The 19,380-nt window shown below is 70.4% G+C and carries 13 protein-coding genes and 1 pseudogene; 4 read left to right on the top strand and 10 right to left on the bottom strand.

Annotated elements, in window-relative coordinates; all coding sequences use genetic code 11:
* Window positions 1-31: 31 nt before the first annotated feature.
* The 4 genes and pseudogenes from ACTWQR_RS07750 to ACTWQR_RS07735 all read right to left on the bottom strand — a co-directional run bounded on the left by ACTWQR_RS07750 (window position 32) and on the right by ACTWQR_RS07735 (window position 5,403).
* Entirely contained in the window at window positions 32-3,445 is a 3,414-nt protein-coding gene (locus tag ACTWQR_RS07750; protein ID WP_443226170.1) for a S8 family serine peptidase, read from the bottom strand.
* A 247-nt stretch (window positions 3,446-3,692) separates the two neighbouring features.
* Window positions 3,693-4,340, bottom strand: coding sequence for a response regulator (locus tag ACTWQR_RS07745; protein ID WP_443226169.1), 648 nt, complete (start codon window positions 4,338-4,340; stop codon window positions 3,693-3,695).
* Window positions 4,331-4,762 (bottom strand): annotated as a pseudogene (locus ACTWQR_RS07740) (sensor histidine kinase); the annotation flags it as partial. The pseudogene ACTWQR_RS07740 and the gene ACTWQR_RS07745, both read right to left, overlap by 10 nt.
* A gap of 131 nt (window positions 4,763-4,893) precedes the next feature.
* The gene (locus ACTWQR_RS07735) at window positions 4,894-5,403 is read right to left on the bottom strand and encodes a DUF2165 domain-containing protein (RefSeq protein WP_443226168.1); all 510 of its coding nucleotides are present in this window, start codon (window positions 5,401-5,403) and stop codon (window positions 4,894-4,896) included.
* Between the two features lie 117 nt (window positions 5,404-5,520).
* On the opposite strand from ACTWQR_RS07735, the gene ACTWQR_RS07730 reads away from it, so the two are divergent.
* The gene (locus tag ACTWQR_RS07730; RefSeq protein WP_443226167.1) at window positions 5,521-8,355 is read left to right on the top strand and encodes a tetratricopeptide repeat protein; all 2,835 of its coding nucleotides are present in this window, start codon (window positions 5,521-5,523) and stop codon (window positions 8,353-8,355) included.
* Here ACTWQR_RS07730 and ACTWQR_RS07725 read toward each other — a convergent pair.
* Window positions 8,306-9,193, bottom strand: a complete 888-nt coding sequence (locus ACTWQR_RS07725; RefSeq protein WP_443226166.1) for a hypothetical protein — start codon at window positions 9,191-9,193, stop codon at window positions 8,306-8,308. The two genes, ACTWQR_RS07730 and ACTWQR_RS07725, sit on opposite strands and share 50 nt — an antisense overlap.
* Window positions 9,194-9,273: 80 nt before the next feature.
* Here ACTWQR_RS07725 and ACTWQR_RS07720 point away from each other — a divergent pair, with 80 nt between their 5' ends.
* Window positions 9,274-10,059, top strand: coding sequence for an SDR family oxidoreductase (locus tag ACTWQR_RS07720; RefSeq protein ID WP_443226165.1), 786 nt, complete (start codon window positions 9,274-9,276; stop codon window positions 10,057-10,059).
* Between the two features lie 143 nt (window positions 10,060-10,202).
* Window positions 10,203-11,768, top strand: coding sequence for a sodium:solute symporter family protein (locus tag ACTWQR_RS07715; RefSeq protein WP_443226164.1), 1,566 nt, complete (start codon window positions 10,203-10,205; stop codon window positions 11,766-11,768).
* Here ACTWQR_RS07715 and ACTWQR_RS07710 read toward each other — a convergent pair.
* From ACTWQR_RS07710 to ACTWQR_RS07690, 5 genes are all read right to left on the bottom strand, one after another.
* Entirely contained in the window at window positions 11,758-11,943 is a 186-nt protein-coding gene (locus tag ACTWQR_RS07710) for a hypothetical protein (protein ID WP_443226163.1), read from the bottom strand. The genes ACTWQR_RS07715 and ACTWQR_RS07710 overlap by 11 nt on opposite strands.
* Before the next feature lie 107 nt (window positions 11,944-12,050).
* Complete coding sequence (locus ACTWQR_RS07705; protein ID WP_443226162.1) at window positions 12,051-13,205, bottom strand: ADP-ribosylglycohydrolase family protein; 1,155 nt, start codon at window positions 13,203-13,205, stop codon at window positions 12,051-12,053.
* A gap of 428 nt (window positions 13,206-13,633) precedes the next feature.
* Entirely contained in the window at window positions 13,634-13,834 is a 201-nt protein-coding gene (locus ACTWQR_RS07700) for a DUF397 domain-containing protein (RefSeq protein ID WP_151483176.1), read from the bottom strand.
* Between the two features lie 314 nt (window positions 13,835-14,148).
* Window positions 14,149-15,021 carry a helix-turn-helix domain-containing protein gene (locus tag ACTWQR_RS07695; protein ID WP_443226161.1) on the bottom strand — a complete coding sequence of 291 codons (873 nt, stop codon included), beginning with the start codon at window positions 15,019-15,021 and terminating at the stop codon, window positions 14,149-14,151.
* Between the two features lie 369 nt (window positions 15,022-15,390).
* Window positions 15,391-16,146 (bottom strand): GOLPH3/VPS74 family protein, encoded by a 756-nt coding sequence (locus ACTWQR_RS07690; RefSeq protein ID WP_055615874.1) that lies wholly within the window; start codon window positions 16,144-16,146, stop codon window positions 15,391-15,393.
* Between the two features lie 245 nt (window positions 16,147-16,391).
* Here ACTWQR_RS07690 and ACTWQR_RS07685 point away from each other — a divergent pair, with 245 nt between their 5' ends.
* The gene (locus ACTWQR_RS07685) at window positions 16,392-19,379 is read left to right on the top strand and encodes a D-alanyl-D-alanine carboxypeptidase (protein WP_443226160.1); all 2,988 of its coding nucleotides are present in this window, start codon (window positions 16,392-16,394) and stop codon (window positions 19,377-19,379) included.
* Window position 19,380 lies beyond the last annotated feature (1 nt).

Below are 19,380 nucleotides of genomic sequence, written 5' to 3'. Positions count from 1 at the left end.
CGGACCCGTCCGGTGCGCCTGGCCCACTCGCCTACTTGCCGAAGTACGCGTCGTACACCGACACCGACGACCTGTTGCCCTGCTTGTCGGTGATGTCGGCGCGGAGGGACATGGACTTGTCCTTGGCCGGGTTCTCGGTCGTGACGCGGCCGTCCTTCACCGGGGTCTTCTGCCAGGTGGCGCCGCGGTCGTAGGAGACGTACACGGCCAGTGACCTGAGGTTGCCGTCCGCCGCCGCGCCCTGGACGGTCACCGGGACCGAGACCCTCCGGCCGGCGGGGGCGTGGCTCGTCAGGTCGGTCTTCGCGTCGAAGCGGGCCGTGGAGACGGGGAGCCGAGTGCGGTCCGTGGTCCTGGCCGAGCGGAACGTCCAGGTCGCGTCCACGCGGGTGGCGGCGGCGCCGAGCGCGGGGGCCCGGCGGACGGAGGTCGTCAGGCGGTAGTCGGCGGCTTCGGACGGGACGGTGAAGCCGTCGCCGTTGCCGTCGAGCCGGTCGGAGTTCTCCGCGAGCTCGGTGCCGTTGCGGTACAGGGTCGTCCTGACCGAGGAGTACGTGGTCCGGCCCGCGTGGCCGTCACCGTCCGCGTGCAGCGGCAGGTCGCCGGTGATCGTGTCGCCGTCGCGGAAGACGCCGTCGTCGGCGGCCAGGCGTGGACCGAGCACGCCCGTGTTGAAGCGCACCTCGTAGGTGGCGCCGCCCTTGAAGGCGCGCGGCTCGTCGAAGCCGTAGTGCGACTCGATGGGCAGGGAGCCCTCCTCGTCCGGGGCGCCGTACTGCTCGAAGTCCACCTCCCACTTGGCGTTGTCCAGTGCGGAGAGGTGCAGTGTGCGGGTGCGCGGGAGCTTCTGCGGGGTGGGGATCAGGGAGATGCCGCCGAGTTCCGGGAAGTAGCCCGCCGCGCCGAGACCGCCCTGCTTGCCCGCCGCCGACGCGCCCATACCGACCTTCACCGTGGCGAGGTCGGCGGGCTTGAGGTGCTTGCGGTAGCCGGTCGCCAGTTTCCTGGTGTTGCCGCCCAGCATGACGTCGTACTCGGTGTCGGCGCCCTTCTTCCACACGCCGAGCCACTGCTGGTTCAGGACGCCGGTGGTGACCTCCGGACCCAGGTGGGCGGTGCGCAGTCCGTCGAACGAGTCGACCTCCACGCCCGTTTCGATGTTGTGGCCGTCACCCGCGTACCAGTACCGAGGCGCCACCCACACCGATTTCGCCGCGCTGTCCGGCACCGTGATGTCGACGGGCTTCGCGGTGCGTGCGTCGACGGTCACCGTCATGTCGCGGTCGACCTCCAGCTTCGGCTGGACCAGCCAGTCGGTGCCCGCCCGGGAGTCCGCGGGGTCCTCGGAGATGGTCGTGTCGAAGAGGTAGGTCCCCTTCGGGAGACGGGCCTCGACCGTGCCGGAGGGGTCGTACGGTTCCTGGAAGTGGCCGCCGTCGGGGATGTCCAGGCTCTGCAGGACCGACCTGTAGTCCGGCGTCGGGTGCCCGTCCCGACCCACGAACTTCAGCGTCACGTCGTACGCCTCGGCCTCCCGCCGCACCACCGCGGCCGTACGCACGTTCTGGCCGCCGCCGGTCGCGGTCACATACGCGGAGTACACGCCGTCCAGGGTTCCGCCCGGCTTCGTGTTCGCGGTCAGGTCCACCGAGGCCTTCCCGCCGGCCGGCACGGTCAGCGTCTTCGCCCCGAGCGCGAAGAAGCCGTCGGGGGCGGGCTCGCCCTTCGGACCGGCCGTCGTCACGGCGAGGTCGAGCGTGACGTCCGTCGTACCGAGATTCCGGTACGTGATCTCCTTGGCGACCGGGGTGTCGTCGGTGTGCGGCCACCGCTGGACGCCGAAGTTCACCGACACCGGGTCGGCGACCACCGTCTGCGCGAGGGCCCGGTCGACGGCGACACGTCCCGAACCCTGCTGGTACGGCGTGTGGTCGGCGCCGCCGGTCGCCGAGGCGGTCAGCGCGCCCTTGAGTTCGGCGTACGTCCACTGCGGGTGCCGCTGCTTCAGGATCGCGGCGGCGCCCGCCACGTGCGGGGCCGCCATCGACGTACCGGGGATCGTCAGATAGCCCTCCGGGTTCTGGCCGACCTCCTTCTCGATGACGCTGCCCGGTGCCGCCGCGGCCGTGATGTCCACGCCGGGTGCGGTGACGTCCGGCTTGATGCCGCCGTCGCCGACGCGCGGGCCCCGGCCGGAGAAGTCGGCGAGCCTGTCGTCGCCGTCCACCGCGCCGACGGTGAGCGCGGCCTCCGCGCTGCCGGGGGAGTCGATGCTCTGCTCGCGGTCGCCGGAGTTGCCCGCCGCCACGGCGAAGAGGACGCCCTTCTCCGCGGAGAACTTGTTGACGGCCGCTTCCAAGGGGTCCACGCCGGGGGTGTCGCCGCCGCCCAGGCTGAGGTTCACGATGTCGGCGCCCTGTTCTACGGCCCATTCGATGCCCGAGAGGACGCCGGAGTCGTCGCCGGAACCCTCGTCGTCGAGCACCTTGCCGTTGAGGAGAGCGGCACCGGGGGCGACGCCCTTGTACGCGCCGTTCGAGCGGGCGCCCGTGCCCGCCGCGATGGACGCGACATGTGTGCCGTGGCCGAAGCGGTCGGCCGCGTCGGGGGACGGCGTGAAGTTCTTGGCGGCGATCACCTGGTCCTTGAGGTCGGGGTGGCTCGCGTCGACTCCCGTGTCCAGGACGGCGATCTTGACGCCCTTGCCGTCGTAGCCGGACGCCCACGCCTTGGGTGCACCGATCTGCGGGACGGACTTGTCGAGGCTCGCCCTGCGGACGCCGTCCAGCCAGATGCGGGCGATACCGGCGGCGGCCCGCGCACTTCCGGTCCTCACGGTGCCGCCGGGTGTGTCGGTGACCGCGGCCCACAGATCGGCGGGGTCCCGGGTGGTGAGGGCCTCGGCGTCAAGGGACCTCAGCGTCCGGCGGACCTCGGTGCCGTCCGCGCCGCGTACGTCCGACTTCGCGGCGCCGGCCGCCGCGCCCTGGTAGCCGACGATCACCTTCAGGCCCTGCTTGTGGGAGGCGCGGACCGCCTTCCCGGTCAGCTCGGTGATGTCGAAGAGCCGCCGGTCGAGCCTGCCGGCGGCGATCAGGCGCTGCGCGTCGGCGGGAACGACGAGCGTGTGGCCGCCCTCGACCCTGAGCGTGCGGATCGCGATGTGCTCACGGCCCGCGGCACGTTCGACGCCGGTTACCCGGCCCTTCGCGTCCACGGCGACCCGGTCACCGGTGATGAGGGTGACGCGGTGCGCGACCGGCGCCTTCGTGGCCGCGCGGTCCGCGGCCCCGGTCCTGGCCCCGGCCCCGGCCCTGGTGGAAATGTCCGCCGACACAGGGCCGGTCGGGCCTGCCGACGCCGGGCCCGTCATGCCCGCCGTCAGCGCGACCGCGGCCGCCGCGGCGACCGTGGCGGCGTACGCCCTCTTCGTCCGTCTGTTCACGTCTCCCCCTGGGGATGACAGCAGCTCCCCGCGAACTCGGCTCGCAGGGACGGAAGTTGGTACCACTCAAGGGACGTGAGAGGTCAGGAGGAGAGTTGAGTTCCGGGGCAGAAGTCCGTCGCGCGTACCGCTCGGAACAGGTCGGCGGTACCCGAGAGGGACCGGATCGCGGCCCTCTCCGTCCGAAGACGGATGACCGGAAGTACCACCCCGCCCGACTCCCAGGTCGTCTACGAGTGAGGAGCGGTCACACGCGGAGGTAGGCCGGCACGGCGAGAACCCGGCGGTGCCCCTGGCCGTCGATGTGGAGGTCGAGTTTCTGCAGGATGCTGCTGACGTGCTTGTTCACCGCCGCCTCGGTGACGTGCAGTTCACGGGCGATGGCGGCGTTGGCGCGGCCCTCGGCCATGAGGGCGAGGACTTCGCGCTCGCGCGGAGTGAGCCGCCGCAGGGGATCGTGGCGGCGGTTCAGGAGCTGGCGTACCACCTCGGGGTCGACGACGGTCGCGCCGGCGGCGACCCGGTCCACCGCCTCGACGAACTCGCCGACAGCGCTCACGCGGTCCTTGAGGAGATAGCCGACACCGCTGTCACTGCCGAGGTCGAGCAGATGGGCCGCGTAGGACTGCTCGATGTACTGGCTGAGCACCAGGACCGGCAGGGCGGGGCGCTCGCGGCGCAGGGAGATGGCGGCGCGCAGGCCGTCGTCGGTGTTGTCCGGCGGCATACGGACGTCGGTGACGACGATGTCGGGGTCGTGCTCCCGAACGGCGGTGATCAGGGCGTCCGCGTCACCGACGGCGGCGAGCACCCGGTGGCCGAAGCGAGTGAGCACACCGACCAGGCCGTCCCGCGTCAGCGGGGAGTCCTCGGCGAGTACGACGGTCAGCGGCACGGCAGCTCCACGTGCAGGAGTGTAGGTCCGCCCCGAGGACTGGAGACGCGCAGCCTGCCGTCCGCCGCGGCGACGCGGTCGGCGAGGCCGGTCAGGCCGGTGCCCGCCTCGGGATCGGCGCCACCGACGCCGTTGTCGCTGACGGACAGCGTGAGGACGTCGGTGTGCAGCCGTGCATGGACCTGGGCCCGGGTCGCCCGGCTGTGCTTGGTGGCGTTCGCCAGGGCTTCGGCGATCACGAAGTATGCCGTGGTCTCCACGGAGACGGGCACCCGGCCGGGCAGGTGGACATCGACCGTGACGGGCAGCGCGGAGCGGGCGGCGAGGTTCTCGACGGCCGCGGTCAGACCGTGGTCGGTGAGGGCCTTGGGGTGGACGCCCCGGCTCAACTCACGCAACTCATCTACGGCGAGGGTGACTGCGTCCCGCAACCGGCTCAGGGAACAGTTTCCTCGCCGTGCCACGCCATGAGTGCGTCTACGTCTGCAACGTCACCTGGTACGGCTGAACAGTCCGCCGGAACGGTGACGTTCCGACGGACCGCGTAGTGCGCCTACTTGTCGGAGGCCACCCCGGCCCGGTCGATCGGCAGGTGGATGACCACAAGCACGACGCCGCTCAGCAAGAACACCCGCATCGCCGCGTCCAGGCCGTTCCAGTCCGACGACTGCCACATCGCGAACCACTCGCCGCCGATGGCGATGAAACCGGCGCCGAAGAGGAGCATCAGCATCAGCAGGCCGACGGTGGAGGTCCGCCGGGCCCGGAGGTGGTCGCGCCGGAACCACTGGAACGTGGCCCAGATCAGGATGAGCGCGGCGATCGTCTCCCACGCGATGATCGCGATGTACGCGGCGTCCTGGAGCCCCTTGGACTCGACGGCCCGCCACATCAGGTCGTCGTCCTTGAAGGTCGTGTCCATGGCCAGGACGTGCTGGACGAACTGCTGGTTGGTCCCGAAGTCCGTGATGTTCCCGAATGCCACGAGCGTGATGTAGAGCGCGACCGTGCCCGTGAGCAGAGTCGCCGTGATGGGAAGCGCGCGTGTTGCGGTTGCGGCCATCCTCAAGTCCCCTCTCGAATAAGTGTGTTGGTCAACGACAGCCTTTCACCGCGTATGCCGCTGCCGTCAGCCAGAATGGGGCGGGCCTGACCGGGGGAGAGGCGGAGGGAAGAACTGATGGGGCGTACGGAGCCGCCGATGCCGTCGATGGCGGAGCTCATCCGGCAGCGCAGGAGGGCCGGCTTCGTCGGGCGCGTCGCCGAACGTGCCGCGTTCCGGCAGAACCTCGACCTGTCGCCACGCGACGAGCGGCACCGGTTCCTGTTCCACGTCCACGGCAACGCCGGGGTCGGAAAGACCTTCCTCGTACGGGAGTTGGAGCAGGTCGCCCAGGAGTGCGGGGCTCACACCGTGTACGTCGACGAGGCGGCCGGCAGCGTACCGGAGGCGATGGCCGCGATCGGCGCGCAGCTCGGGCGCCAAGGACACCGGTTCAAGGAGCTGGAGCGGCTGCTGGCCACGCACCGCGAGCGCCGGCACGAGGCGGAGGCGGCGTCGGTGGCGACGCTGGAGCCCGCCGAGCCGGAAGAGCCGTCGACGGCGAGCGTGATCGTGGCCCGTGCGGGGATCGCCGGGCTCGGGCTCGTACCCGGTGTCGGCCCTCTCGCTCAGATCCTCGACGCGCACCAACTGGCCGAAGGGACCGACCGGTTGAGGGCCGGGCTCAGTGCGCGGCTGCGCAGCGAGGACGACGTGCGGCTGGTGCTCTCCCCCGAGAGCGTGCTCACTCCCGTGCTGCTCCGGGAGCTCGCCGAGGCCGCCGCTTCGGTGCCCTGGATCGTGCTGTTCTTCGACACGTACGAGCGGACCGGGCCCTTTCTCGACGGTTGGCTGAACGAGGTGATGACGAACGAGCGCTACGGTGCCGCGCTGCCCGGAAACGTGGTCGTGGTGACCGCCGGACAGCGCCCCTTCGACACCGCCCGCTGGGGCGGCCTGCCGGACTTCGTGGCGGACGTGCCCCTGGCCCCCTTCACGGAGACGGAGGCGCGGAGGCTGCTCGCCGCCCGGGACGTCGTGGCCGAGCCCGTGGTGGCGGAGGTCCTCCGGCTCACGGGCGGCCTCCCCGTACTCGTCTCCACCCTCGCCGAGAGCCGGCCCGCCGACCCCGACGACATCGGCGACCTGAGCGCCACCGCCGTCGAACGGTTCCTGAAGTGGGAGCCCGATCCCGTACGCCGGGCGACCGCTCTCGCCTGCGCGCTGCCCAGACGGCTGGACGCGGATGTGTTCCGGGCGGTCGTGGACTGCGGCGAGGACGAGGCGGCCGGGCTGTTCGCGTGGCTGCGGGGGCTGCCGTTCGTCAGCGATCGCGGGGACCGGGTGCAGTACCACGACGTCGTACGGGTGCCGATGCTGAGGCTGCAGCGCCGGCACTCTCCGCGGGGGTGGGCGGAACGGCACGCACGGCTCGCGGAGGTGTTCGGGCAGTGGCGGGCCGAGGCCGAAGGCCCCCTGGGCTCTGGTGAGTTGTGGGCGGACGAGGGGTGGCGGGAGTTGCGGCTGGCCGAGTCCTATCACCTGCTGTGCGCGGGGCCGCGTGCCGCGTTGCCGGATGTGCTGAGGGACGTCGTCGACGCCTGCAACTGGGGTGACGCCCCCGCTCAGCGCTGGGCGCAGGTTCTGGCGGACGCCGGGGAGGACACGGACGCGCCGGCGGTGGCGAAGTGGGGGCGCGAGCTGCTGGAGGCGCTCGCGGACGGGGGAGTGGTCGACGGCCTCGGACTGCTGTTGAACCGGGCCGGGCTCGACGTACGTGGGCAGGCGGTGGCGCGGGCCGTGCGGGGCAGCGCGCTGCGGGACAGCGGGGCGTACGAACGGGCGCTGGCGGAGCTCGACCAGGCCCTCGCGCTCGACCCGGAGCTGGCGCGGGCCTGGCGCAGCAGGGGCATGACCCACGCGGAGTCGGGCGACTACGCCGCCGGGATCCGCGATCTGGACCGGGCCCACGAACTCGCGCCGGACGACGCCCGGACCCTCGCCGTGCGCGGCGAGTACCACCGGATCCTGGGCCACCACGACGAGGCGATCAGGGATCTGGACCGGGCCGTCGAACTCGACCCGGCCCGCGACTTCCCCTGGGCGTCCCGGGGCGCCGTCCGCAACAGCCTCGGCCAGTACGACGAGGCGCTCGCCGATCTGAACAGGGCACTGGAGCTCAACCCCGACTACGCCTGGGCGCTGGCCCGACGGGCCCGCGTGTGGCGCGCTCTCGGCGAGCCGGAGCGGCAGCTCGCGGACCTGGACCGTGCCGTCGCGCTCAAGCCCGAGTCGGCCTGGATGGCCTGCGAGCGGGGTGACGCCCTGCGCGTCGCCGGCCGCCACCAGGATGCCGTCGCCGACTACGACCGGGCCCTCGGCCTGGACGACGCCTACGCCTCGGCGTACGCGAGCCGTGGCGTGTCCCGTCGACGGCTCGCCCGGCTGGAGGAGGCCCTCGCGGACCTGGACCGGGCGCTGCAGCTCAACCCGGACTACCCCTGGGCACTCTGCCAGCGATCGACGCTCCATCTTCAACTGGACGAGGACGACCGGGCGTTGACGGACGCCGACCGGGCGGTGGAACTCCGTCCCGACGACGCGTGGGTCCGTACATGCCGGGGCCGGGCGCTGCTCCGCCTGCGCAGGTACGGCGACGCGCGGCTGGAACTGGACCACGCACTCGAACTGAATCCTCGGTACAGGTTGGCCCTCATCACCCGAGCACAGCTCCTGGTCGCGCTCGACCTCGACGAGGAAGCGGTGGCGGACCTTGAGCGCGCCAGGGACCGCGACCTCCGGTCCGATGGTTTCGACGACTCCGACCTCGCCGGGCTGGCCGACCTGGTCAACGATCTCCGCAACCGGAATCCCGAGGCCGACGACTCCCTCCGCCCTCTCCTCTCCACCAGGACGACGCGCGTCATCGCAACCGATCGACGTACCGATCCGTCCCCGGAACCGTCGGAATGAACGGCGCCACCAACTCGACCTTCCCCAGGCCGACTTCTTCCACCGGCGCGTCCAGCCCCGTGAAGTGCTCCTCCCAGCACTCCCGCGGATCCGCCTCCAGGAACCACAGCAACGTCAGCCGTGTATCGACCCCCTCGACCTGCTTCACGTACGACATGCGGTCGCCGGGAAGCGGGGTCGGCCGGAAGATCGTGACCATGGCGGCGGGGGAGCCGGCGAGGCGTTTGGGGAGGTGGCGTGAGCGCAGCCACTCCAGCAACTCGGCGCGCTGGGCCGGAGATTCGGCGTCCACGACCTCGACGACCAGCCCCGCGTACGGGTGGTCGAGCGCGTGGAAGTCGCGCGGTCCGGCGGCCCCGTCCCGGTACACCGTCGCCTCGTGGTCCTGGAACGCCGTGAAGACGTGCGTACGGTCCTGGTAGACCCGGCCGTCCCTGTTCAGCCGCTTGTTGATGCCCACCGTCCACTTCATGTGGTCGTCGTAGCGGCCGTCCGTGACCCAGTACGTCGTGATGTAGCAGCCGGCGGTGACCGGCTGGGCTACCGCCGACTTCTCGGGGTAGCGCAGGAGTTGGAGGTCGCGGGTCGCCACCCAGCGGCGGCCCGCGTACATCCAGGGCATCGCCATAGCGCCCGCGTAGTAGTGGTCGTCCTCGTACCAGCGGTTGTACGCGTACTCGTGGCCCGGATGCGGCTCGACCATGGTGATCAGGGCGTGGCCGGGATGGACGCCGTACGGGCCGACGGCGGCCAGTTCCGCGTACACCTCGCTGCGGGTTTCGATTCGCGTGCCGTCTCTCGCGCTGCCTCGGGTGCCGTCTCGCGTGTCGTCGGGCATGGCGTTTCCCTTCCCTCCGCCTCTGGTCGCACCTACTCTGACGGACCGTCAGATCAACCGCCAGAGCCGGGAGGCCCTCGATGTCACTGCTCGCAGGCAAGACCGTCGTCGTCTCGGGGGTCGGCGCCGGACTCGGTCACCAGGTCGCGGCGGCCGTCGTGCGCGACGGAGGCAACGCCGTGCTCGGGGCGCGTACCGAGGCGAACCTCGCCAAGGCCGCCGCCGAGCTTGACCCGGACGGCGCGCACACGGCGTACCGCGCGACGGACATCACCGACGAGAGCCAGTGCGAGGCGCTCGCGGCGCTCGGGCGGGAACGGTTCGGGCGGATCGACGCGGTGGTCCATGTGGCCGCCTGGGACAGCTACTTCGGCGGTCTGGAGGGCGCGGACTTCGCCACCTGGCAGGCCGTGCTCGACGTGAACCTGCTCGGCACGCTGCGGATGACCCGCGCCTGCCTGCCCGCGCTGAAGGCGGGCGGCGGGTCGGTCGTCATCATCGGTACGCAGTCCTCGGTGGCCGCGCCGAGTCAGGTACGGCAGGCGGCGTACGCGGCCTCGAAGGGGGCGCTGACGAGTGCCATGTACTCCCTGGCGCGGGAGCTGGGGCCGCACCGGATCCGAGTGAACACCGTGCTGCCCGGCTGGATGTGGGGGCCGCCGGTGGAGGCGTACGTCCAGTTCACCGCGCATACCGAGGGCGTCCCCGAGGCAGAAGTACTGGAGCGGCTCACAAGTCGTATGGCGCTGCCCGAGCTGGCCACGGACGGAGACGTGGCGGACGCCGCGGTGTTCCTCGCGTCGGACCGGGCGAGGGCGATCACCGGGCAGTCTTTGCTGGTCAACGCCGGTGAGTTGATGCGGTAGCCGCCTCCACGCCACGTTCAGGAACATGAACGGAGGTCAGTAAGCAGAACTATTTTGCCTCCTCTTGACCATACGGGCTGTTGTCGCCGCCATGTCATCGAACCCACGATGAGCGGGCGTTTGACGACCCTGGGAGGGGACACATGAACGGTCTCGACTGGGCCGTGCTCATCGGCTACTTCGGTGTGATGGTCGCGATCGGTGTCTGGTCCCACAAACGGGTCGACAACGTCAGCGACTTCTTCACGGCGGGCGGCAAGATGCCGTGGTGGCTGTCGGGCATCTCGCACCACATGTCCGGCTACAGCGCGGTGATGTTCACGGGCTATGCGGCCATCGCCTATACGTATGGCGTCACTTCCTACGTCACCTGGTCCTTCCCCATCGCCATCGGCATCGCGATCGGGGCGAAGACCTTCGCGCCCCGGCTCAACCGGGTGCGGTCGCGGCTGCATGTGTCCTCGCCGCTGGAGTATCTGAAGAACCGTTACAACCTGCCCACCCAGCAGGCCCTCGCCTGGTCCGGCGTGCTGCTGAAGATCGTGGACGTGGGCGCCAAGTGGGCCGCCATCGCGACCCTGCTGTCCGTCTTCACCGGTGTCTCGCTCAACATGGGCATCCTCATCACCGGCGCCGTGACGGCCGTCTACTGCACGGTCGGCGGGCTGTGGGCGGACGCGCTGACCGAACTCGGCCAGTTCATCATCCAGTTCGTCGCCGGTATCGCGATGCTGGTCGCCGTCATGGTCGAGCTGAACGGCTTCGGCACCCTGTGGAGCGTCTGGGACGAGCCGGCGCTCGAAGGCCACTCCGATCCGCTGGCCGGCGACTACCAGCTGGTCTTCCTGGTCGCCTATCTCTTCATCAAGACCTTCGAGTACAACGGCGGCATGTGGAACCAGGCCCAGCGCTACATGGCCACCGACTCCGCGAAGTCCGCCACGCGCTCGGGCGCCCTGTCCGCCGCGCTCTGGCTGATCTGGCCGCTGGTGCTGTTCTTCCCCATGTGGGTCGCGCCGCTGATCATCAAGACGGACGTGCCGGCCGACTCGTACGCGCTGATGGCCGAACAGCTGTTGCCGCACGGCCTGTTGGGCCTGGTCATCGTCGGGTTCTTCTCCCACACGATGGCCATGTGCTCGTCGGACGCCAACGCGATCGCCGCCGTCGTCACGCGCGACATCATGCCCGCGGTCTCCCGGAAGGCCCGCGAGTGGGACACCCGGATGGGGCTGCTGGCCGCGCGCTGGGCCACGCTGCTCTTCCTCGGCCTGTCGATGGCCATCGCGACCCAGGTCAACTCCGACTTCTTCGGCGACATCATCACCGTCGTCATCAAGTGGGTCGCCGGTCTGATGGGGCCGATCGCGATCCCGCTGATGCTGGGCCTGCTGCCGTGGTTCCGCAAGAGCGGCCCGACGGCGGCGCTGATCAGCTGGGGCGTCGGCCTCCTCACCTTCTGGCTGGTCAACTACCCGATCAGCTGGAACGTCGACGGTGGCGTCCCGCTCCAGTACCAGGTGTCGATCCCGCTCGCGGTCTCGCTCGTGCTGTACATCCTCATCGGTTATGTGAAGCCCGAGGACACGCCGGAACGGGACGCGCTCATCGCGAAGATCAACAGCGATGGCGGCGGCTCGGCGGCCATGGCGATCCCGGTTCCGGCGGAGCCGGCGGACGACGTGGTGAGGGCGCCGGTCAAGGACTGACCTTCGTACGGCAGTGGTCACCGGCCTTCGTGCGGCAGTGGTCCTTGTCCGGCAGTGATCGGCGTACGGCGGCAAGGGCGACCACTCCTCCGGAGTGGTCGCCCTTGTTCAAGCGGATACCAACAACCCCCCAGGCCATGCCTTCCATGCCTTCGGCAGGGGGGGGCGCAGTCATGCCGGGCCCCGGGCCCCGGCCCCCGGGGCCCGGCATGACTGCGTCCCGGGGCCAGGAGCGCCCTTGCGGGGCCACAGAAGAGCTAACGGGGGCGGGTTGGCCGGTGGTCAGACCGCCGGGACCGGCGTGCCGCCCGGCAACGCCGCGTACCCCCGTGGATAGCGGGCGAGCCACCCTTGCGAAGACCCAGCCGGGCCGTGCAGGGCCGGGCCCTGGGTCATCTCCATCGCGAAGTCGTCCGCGAGGACGAGCATGGTGGGGCGCCCCTCCAGCTCGGCCAGCCAGGCCGGAGGAAGGGCGGTCTCGCCGTGGAGGGCGCCGAGCAGGGCGCCGGTGAGTGCGCCGGTGGCGGCGGAGGGGCCGCTGTGGTTCACCGAGAGGCACAGGCTGTGGCGGGTGTCCTCGCCGACCAGCGCGCAGTAGACGGCGACCGAGAGCAGACCCTCCGCCGTGCCGTCGCCGGCCAGGTCCTCGATGCGGGCCGGGGTCGGCATGCCCTGCCGTACGGCACCCAGCGCCTGCTGCAGCGCGTCCGCGACGGGCTGCTGACCCGGCCGCACGGCGAGCAGCTGGAGCGCCCGCTGGACGGCGGTGTCGAGGCTCTCGCCGCGCGCGAGCCCGTGCACGATCACGGCGTACGCCCCCGCCGCCAGGTACGCCGTGGGGTGCCCGTGCGTCTGCGCCGCGCACTCCACGGCGAGCTGCATCACCAGCTGCGGCTCCCAGCCGACGAGGAGCCCGAAGGGCGCGGAGCGGGCCGCGGCCTCGACGCCCTGCTCCTCCGCGTTCTTGGGGCAGTCCAGCGTGCCCATCGTCTCGTCGCCGAGCCCGACCAGACAGGCCCGCGGGGGCTCACGGCGCGCGTACAGCCACTCCTCGCGCGCCAGCCACCCGTCTTCCTTGCGGCGCTCGTCCGGCCCCCAGTCGCGCTGCGTGGAGGCCCACCGCAGGTACGCCCGGTGCAGGTCGGTCGGCGGATGCCAGGCGCCCGTGTCCCGGCGCACCTGGGCACGTATCAGCCCGTCGAGCGTGAACAGGGTGAGCTGGGTGAGGTGCGAGACGGCACCGCGCCGCCCGTACCCGAAGGACAGGTCGACGACGCCCTCCGCGCCGTGCGCCTCCTGGATCTCCTTCAGCGTGAGATCCCCGACGGGCGAACCCAGCGCGTCACCGACGGCCGAGCCGAGCAGCGTGCCACGCACCCGGCTGCGGAAGTCCTGCTGTTCGGTACGGCCCCAGGCAGCACCGGCTGTCGCACCCACCGAGGCCTCCTGAGATCCGGCTCCGACTCCGTCCGTACGGCTGACTGCTCAGCACTGTAATCGAACGGGAACGGTCCGTTGAGGGCTCGAACGGTATGCGAAAAGTGGCCCGTCTGGTCACTTTTGGTGACGATCGGAGGGTATTTCCTTGCCCGGGTTACCGCGGTAACCCGGTAACGGGGGTACTGCGGAAACCCCGGAAGGGCAACAGGCGGAAGGGCAGCAGTCGGATGGGCAACAGAACGCCGCCAAGCCTTCGGTCGGCATTGGCGGCGGAAAAGAGCCGAGCCCCCTCGGCCGGGACGGCGGGCCAGTCGAGAGGGCTCTTTCGTGGTGCGTGTGCGGTTAATCGATGCGACGGTGATCGATGCGGTTGTTGACGCAGGTGTCGGTGCTCTTGCTGTTGCTGCGCGAGACATCCGTTGAGATCAGACGGTGCCCCGGCTCACCTCTGACACGAAGGCGTTCCACGACTCGGCCGGGAAGGCCAGCGTGGGGCCCTCGGGCACCTTGGAGTCGCGGACGGCGAGCGCCGTCAGGACGGGGGACTTGACCTCGACGCATGCGCCGTTTCCTTGGGAGTACGAAGACTTGGTCCACGTATCCGTGGCGCCCTGCTTGATTGCCATGTTCGCTCCGGTAGCCAGTTGCTGAGTTGCTGTCACCGCGCTGCGGATCCTTTATGGAACCCACGGTTCGGTTTCCGCCAAGGTTGTTGCTGCTTGGCGTGATCGACGCTACTCGCCAACATCGGCGTACGAAGCGACTATTCACTCGACCGGATGGCATATACCGGTTGAGTCTTCCGTTGTGATGCGGAGAGGGTGTAGAGTGCCGCATCTTTTCGACGAGGTCGCTGAAAACAGGCCCCGAGCCACCTCAGGACGCGCAGTCCCCAGCGCGCCCAGACCTCCAGTCGCGCCGTCCTCCGGTCGCGCGGTACTCAGTGCGCGGCGCCCTCATGCGCGTAGTCCTTGGCGACGTCCGCGATGAACTCGCGTGACTGGTCCGCGTTGAGCGCCTGGGCCCGGAGGTGCTCGTACATGACGCTGTACTTCTGGACGTCGTTCGCCTTCTCCAGGTACAGGTCGCTGGTGACGCCCTCGATGTAGACCACGCTCGAGTCGGCGGCGTCCGGGAACTCGAGGATCGCGTACTGCCCGCTCACGCCGGGATGGGCGCCCATGGTGAACGGGATCACCTGCACCGTCACATACGGCACGTGGGACATCTCGACGAGGTGCTCCAACTGCTCGATCATCACCTGCCTGTTGCCCACGGTCCGGCGCAGCGCGGCCTCGTCGAGGACGGCCCAGAGTCTCAGTGGGTTCTCCAGGTCGGAGATACGTTCCTGTCGGCGCAGCCGTACCTGGACGCGCTTGTCCACGTCGCCGGGGGCCGCCTCCGGGAGCGCGCCCGCGATGAGGGACTCGGCATACGGACGGGTCTGCAGCAGGCCCGGGACCACCAGTGGGTCGTACACGCGCAGGCTCGCCGCGTCCGTCTCCAGACCGATGTAGACGCTGTACGGAATGTCGCCGAAGGAGTGCCACCAGCCCTGCTGACGCGAGTCCTTGGCCATCTGCATCAGCGAGTCGACGATCCGGACGTCCTCGACCTCGTACACCCCGCACAGATCGCGGACGTCACGCTGGCTGATGCTGCGCCGCCCGTTCTCCAGGCGGCTGATCTTCGACTGCGAGACGAGCAGCCGCTCGGCGACCTCTTCTGCCGTCATGCCCTTGAGCTCGCGGAGCCGACGCAGCTCCTGGCCCAACCGGCGTCGCCTGACGGTGGGATTGACATTGGACGCCACGGGACGTGCACCTCCGGCTGCGTGCTGCCTGTACTTTGCGTATCTGCTGTTGAGCAGATTGCCACCAAGGTGCTTGCTACCGCTGGGAAACAGCGGATATGCCGGGCGTACGCGCCAGTTGGCGCCACCTCGCGCCACCCGGCGTGGAACTGAGTGGAACTGTGGTGAGGCGTGAGGCGTTGGATCTGTGACGACACGCGGCCCAGCGGCTCCCGACCGGGTCTTGGGGACTTGCGGTACGGCGCTGAAGTGCGTGCGCGTGATGCGCGACGCACGGTGCGTTCTGCTGCGGTACAGCGGATGCTGCGGTACAGCGGGTACAGCGGTGATTCGGTTCTGCAGGTACTGCCGGTGTCGTGGATCAGCGGCTCAGTGAGCCACGGCACGCGCCATGGAACCGCGGCGCGGTTGCATCGGAACGCCCCTGGCGGGCTCCGGTGCGGGCCTGGCTCCGGGGGCGGCCTGACGGCCGGCCGGGGCCGGGCTGCGGCGTGGCTGTGCCGCCACACCGTTCTGGACGTCCATCACGGCGTGCGCCACGAGTCCGCCCATGGGGTCGTGCCTGATCAGGTCCCGGAGGCGGGAGCGCGATGAACGCCCTTCGTTCCCCGGGTAGAGGTGCTTGCCCAGGCCGACGGCATGCGCCAGCGCGGCCAGTGCGGCGGTCCGCGGGTCCGGCGGTACGCCGGTGCGGATCGCACTGTCCAGCCGGGCCCTGATCTCCCGGCTGATCTCCGTGTCCGTCGCCTGATAGCGAGTCGTCGGAAGCACCCCGCACATCTGTCCCGCCACGGCATGCACCATGCCGCACCGCTCCAAATGCGATAGATACGTCTGGCGCAGCCCCAGTCGGGGTCCGCCAATCCAGTTCACTGCGCGTACTGGAGCACCCCGCCTGCGGAGTAGTTCCAGCGCACAGTCCAATGTCGGATCTCCGGTCGGCCGTGGTGCCACCACGGCGATACGATCCCCGTCTGGGGCTATCCGTCCGGCCAGTGCCAGCTCTACTAGCTGTGCTCCGGCCAGGCCGAGGTCGAGCGACTGCGGCTGTGCGGTGGTACCCGTGGTCGGGTCCAACGCCAGCAGCAAAAGCTCCTCCGGAAGTGTTCTGCGGCTCCTGCCCATCCATGCCTCCCCGCGTGGATGAATGACAGGGTGACCCCTCTCACATTGGTCTGTCGAGGGCGCGTGACCGGTTCGTAGTGGAACCAGTAGATATGTCGTTCTCGTCTACCAGGGAGGTTAAGCCCGCACACAGGACACTGGTACATGGTTCGGACACGGGTGTCCGGGCGGGCGTGCGGGGTTTTACGGGTTCCGTGCAGGGTTTTACGGGTTCATGGTTCGGTTGGGCGCACGGTGTGTGGCGCATGGAGGAGGCATCGGTGGCGGGCGAGTCCCCCGACAGGTCGAAGCAGCACGAGTCGTCGGTGGAACCGACGTCGGGGAGTACGTCGGGGGGCACGGCTCCGGTTCCGGTTCCGGATCCGCGGCTGGCGGTGGCGCGCGAGGCTGTGACCGCGGCGGCTCGGGTGGACACGGCCACGGCCGTCTTCTCGACGAAGCGCTACGCGAAGCGCTCCGAGGGTTCGGCGGGGTCTGTGGCTGCTGAGGCTTCATCGGGAAGTGACGGCTCTCCGGAGCCGGAGAGCGCCGAGACGGGTGCCGCGAAGGGTGCCGAGGGCGGCGACGGGCGCCTGCGGGACGCGGTGGCGGCCTGGGTCGCCGGAGCGGACGAGGAGGCGCCTGAGGGCGCTTCTGGGGGCGCGGGAGCGGACTCGGGTGCTCCGGATGCTTCGGACGCCTCCGAGGGCGATGTGGGGGCGGCTGAGGAGATCTCTGACGTCAGCGCCGCCGACGCCGCCCACGCCGATGAACGCTCGGATGGCGCGACTGTGGAGGACGTCTCCGAAGCCGGGGGTTCCGGCGGCCCGGGTGCCGACTCGGTCCGTGGCGATGACGGCGACGGTGGCAGTGGTGGTGACGTCGAGGCCGGGGACGGGGACGGGGCTGAGGCGTCTGCGGAGGTCGGGGGCGAGAGGAACGCGGAGGTGGCCGAGGTGGCTTCCGCCGACGCCGACATCGCCGACGACGGTGACTCCGAGCCCGAGGCCGGCGCCTCTTCGGTGGCCGAGGGCGGGAGTGACGCGGACACCGACAGCGACAGCGGCCCGGGCTCCGAGCTGGGCAACGGTGCTCCTCCCGAGGCCGAGACCCAGACCGAGGCCGAGGCCGAGACCGACGGCGACGCGGACTCCGAGCCGGACGCCGACGCTGACGCCGCTGCCGACCGGGACTCCCTCGACGACGTGGATGACGACGCGGACACGGACTCCGAGCCGGAGGATGCCGCCTCGGCGAAGGCCCCGGCCGAGGATGACGCTTCCGCCGATGTCGCGCCGGACGGGACATCCTCCGACGCCGCTGTGGACCGTACGCGTACGGCGGACGGTGACGACGCGGAGGACTCCGCGGACGACCGGCCCGTAGCCGATGCGGAGCCGGCCGACTCCGCCGACTCCGCCGACTCCGCTGACGCCGAGCGGGAGCCCGCGGACGAGCCGCACGACGAGCCGCACGACGAGCCGCGGGGTGGCGCCGACGCCGAGCCGGGCGCCGAGACCGCCGATTCCGAGGGCGAAGCCTCCGGTGGCGCGGACGTCGACCAGGACGCCGATGCCGACGCCGGCTCGGCCGCGGAGTCCGGCGAGGCGATCCCCAAGCCCCGCGTCGACCAGCCCACCGCCACCTTCAAGGTGCGGCCGCCCGCCGTGGATCAGCCGACGGCCATGCTCAAGCTGGGCGGCGCAAGGCCCAAGACCGGGCCGGACGCCGATTCGGGCGCCGAGTCGGACAAGGACTCCGCGCCCAAGCCCGGTGGCAAGTCGGGCGGCAAGGCCGCCCCCGAGGCGCCGTCCGAGCGCACCAGCAAATTCGTGGCCCTGAAGCCGCTCGACGAACCCGCGCCGCCGAAGCCGAGGCCGGCCGCCCCGCCGACGGTTCCGCCCGCCGCCGAGACAGCCGCCGTCCCGCAGGTCGGTCCGGAGCGGACGGCGCAGCAACCCCTCCCGCCGAAGCCTCCGTTGGACCTGCTGGCGGAGCTGACGAACACGCCGCCGCCCCGGCAGACCCCGGTGCGGACGGTCGTGCGGCGGGTGAAGATCTGGACGCCGCTGGTGCTCCTGTTGGCCGTGGTGTTTGCAGTCGTACAGGCCGTACGCCCGTTGCCGACGCCCACGCTGACGCTGACCGCCGACGAGTCGTACGCCTTCGAGGGCCAGAAGGTCTCCCTGCCGTGGCCCGACGAGGGCCAGGGCTGGATGGACGTGAACGGCATCGGCACCGTCGACGACTTCGGCGAGCAGAGGCCCGTCGCGATCGGCTCGGTCGCCAAGGCCATGACGGCGTACTTGATTCTCAAGAACCACCCGATGAAGGCCGGCGAGGAGGGCAAGCAGATCCCCGTCGACGCGAAGGCCGAGACGGAGGGTGGCTACGACGAGCAGAACGAGTCGACCCTCAACACCGTCAAGGAGGGTGACACCCTCACCGAGAAGCAGGCCCTCGCCGCCATCATGATCCCCTCCGCGAACAACATCGCGCGGCTGCTGGCCCGTTGGGACTCCGACGGTTCCGAGAAGGCGTTCGTCAAGAAGATGAACGACGCCGCCAAGGACCTCGGCATGAACGACACGACGTACACCGACCCCTCGGGCCTGAAGGAGACCACCGTCTCCACCGCCGAGGACCAGGTGAAGCTCGGCAACGAGCTGGTGAAGATGAAGGCGCTGACGGACATCACCAGGCTGCCGGAGTGGATCGACCCGTCCGGCAAGAAGTGGCGCAACTGGAACGACCTCGTCCCGTACAACGACGCCATCGGCATCAAGACCGGCTCCACCACGAAGGCCGGTGGCAACCTGCTGTTCGCCGCTACCAAGGAGGTGGGCGGAGAGACCGTGACGGTTGTCGGCGCGATCCTCGGCCAGCACAAGCCGCCGATCATCGACACGGCCAACGCGGTCAGCCGGACCGCGATGGTCGCCGCCCAGGACGTGCTGACCTCGCGGACGATCCTGAAGAAGGGTGACGTCGTGGGGTACGTGGACGACGGGTTCGGCGGGCAGACGCCGGTCGTCGCCACGAAGGACGTCTCCGCGGTGGGCTGGGCCGGAAAGACCGTCAAGCTGAACCTGAGCGAGGACGGTACGACGATTCCGAACGAGGCGAAGGCGGGAACCAAGGTCGGTTCGCTGAGCGTCGGTGACGGCACGGGCGACGCCGTCGAGGTGCCGGTCGCGCTCCGGTCCGACCTGACCGAGCCGGGCTACGGCGCGAAGCTGACCCGGATCGGCTGAC

The sequence above is a fragment of the Streptomyces sp. 2A115 genome (assembly GCF_052245575.1).
In the GTDB taxonomy this organism is placed as follows: domain Bacteria; phylum Actinomycetota; class Actinomycetes; order Streptomycetales; family Streptomycetaceae; genus Streptomyces.
The sequence above is the reverse complement of the archived record's forward strand: the minus strand, read 5'-3'. Positions and strand labels throughout refer to the sequence as shown.

What these genes read in the sequence shown, in the direction of transcription:
- ACTWQR_RS07700 (WP_151483176.1), bottom strand. Translation starts at nt 13,834, where the DNA reads ATGGCAATCAAGCAGGGCGCCACGGATACGTGGACCAAGTCTTCGTAC.
- ACTWQR_RS07685 (WP_443226160.1), top strand. Translation starts at nt 16,392, where the DNA reads ATGGAGGAGGCATCGGTGGCGGGCGAGTCCCCCGACAGGTCGAAGCAG.
- ACTWQR_RS07710 (WP_443226163.1), bottom strand. Translation starts at nt 11,943, where the DNA reads ATGACTGCGCCCCCCCCTGCCGAAGGCATGGAAGGCATGGCCTGGGGG.
- ACTWQR_RS07715 (WP_443226164.1), top strand. Translation starts at nt 10,203, where the DNA reads ATGAACGGTCTCGACTGGGCCGTGCTCATCGGCTACTTCGGTGTGATG.
- ACTWQR_RS07720 (WP_443226165.1), top strand. Translation starts at nt 9,274, where the DNA reads ATGTCACTGCTCGCAGGCAAGACCGTCGTCGTCTCGGGGGTCGGCGCC.
- ACTWQR_RS07730 (WP_443226167.1), top strand. Translation starts at nt 5,521, where the DNA reads ATGGGGCGTACGGAGCCGCCGATGCCGTCGATGGCGGAGCTCATCCGG.
- ACTWQR_RS07735 (WP_443226168.1), bottom strand. Translation starts at nt 5,403, where the DNA reads ATGGCCGCAACCGCAACACGCGCGCTTCCCATCACGGCGACTCTGCTC.
- ACTWQR_RS07725 (WP_443226166.1), bottom strand. Translation starts at nt 9,193, where the DNA reads ATGCCCGACGACACGCGAGACGGCACCCGAGGCAGCGCGAGAGACGGC.
- ACTWQR_RS07690 (WP_055615874.1), bottom strand. Translation starts at nt 16,146, where the DNA reads ATGGGCAGGAGCCGCAGAACACTTCCGGAGGAGCTTTTGCTGCTGGCG.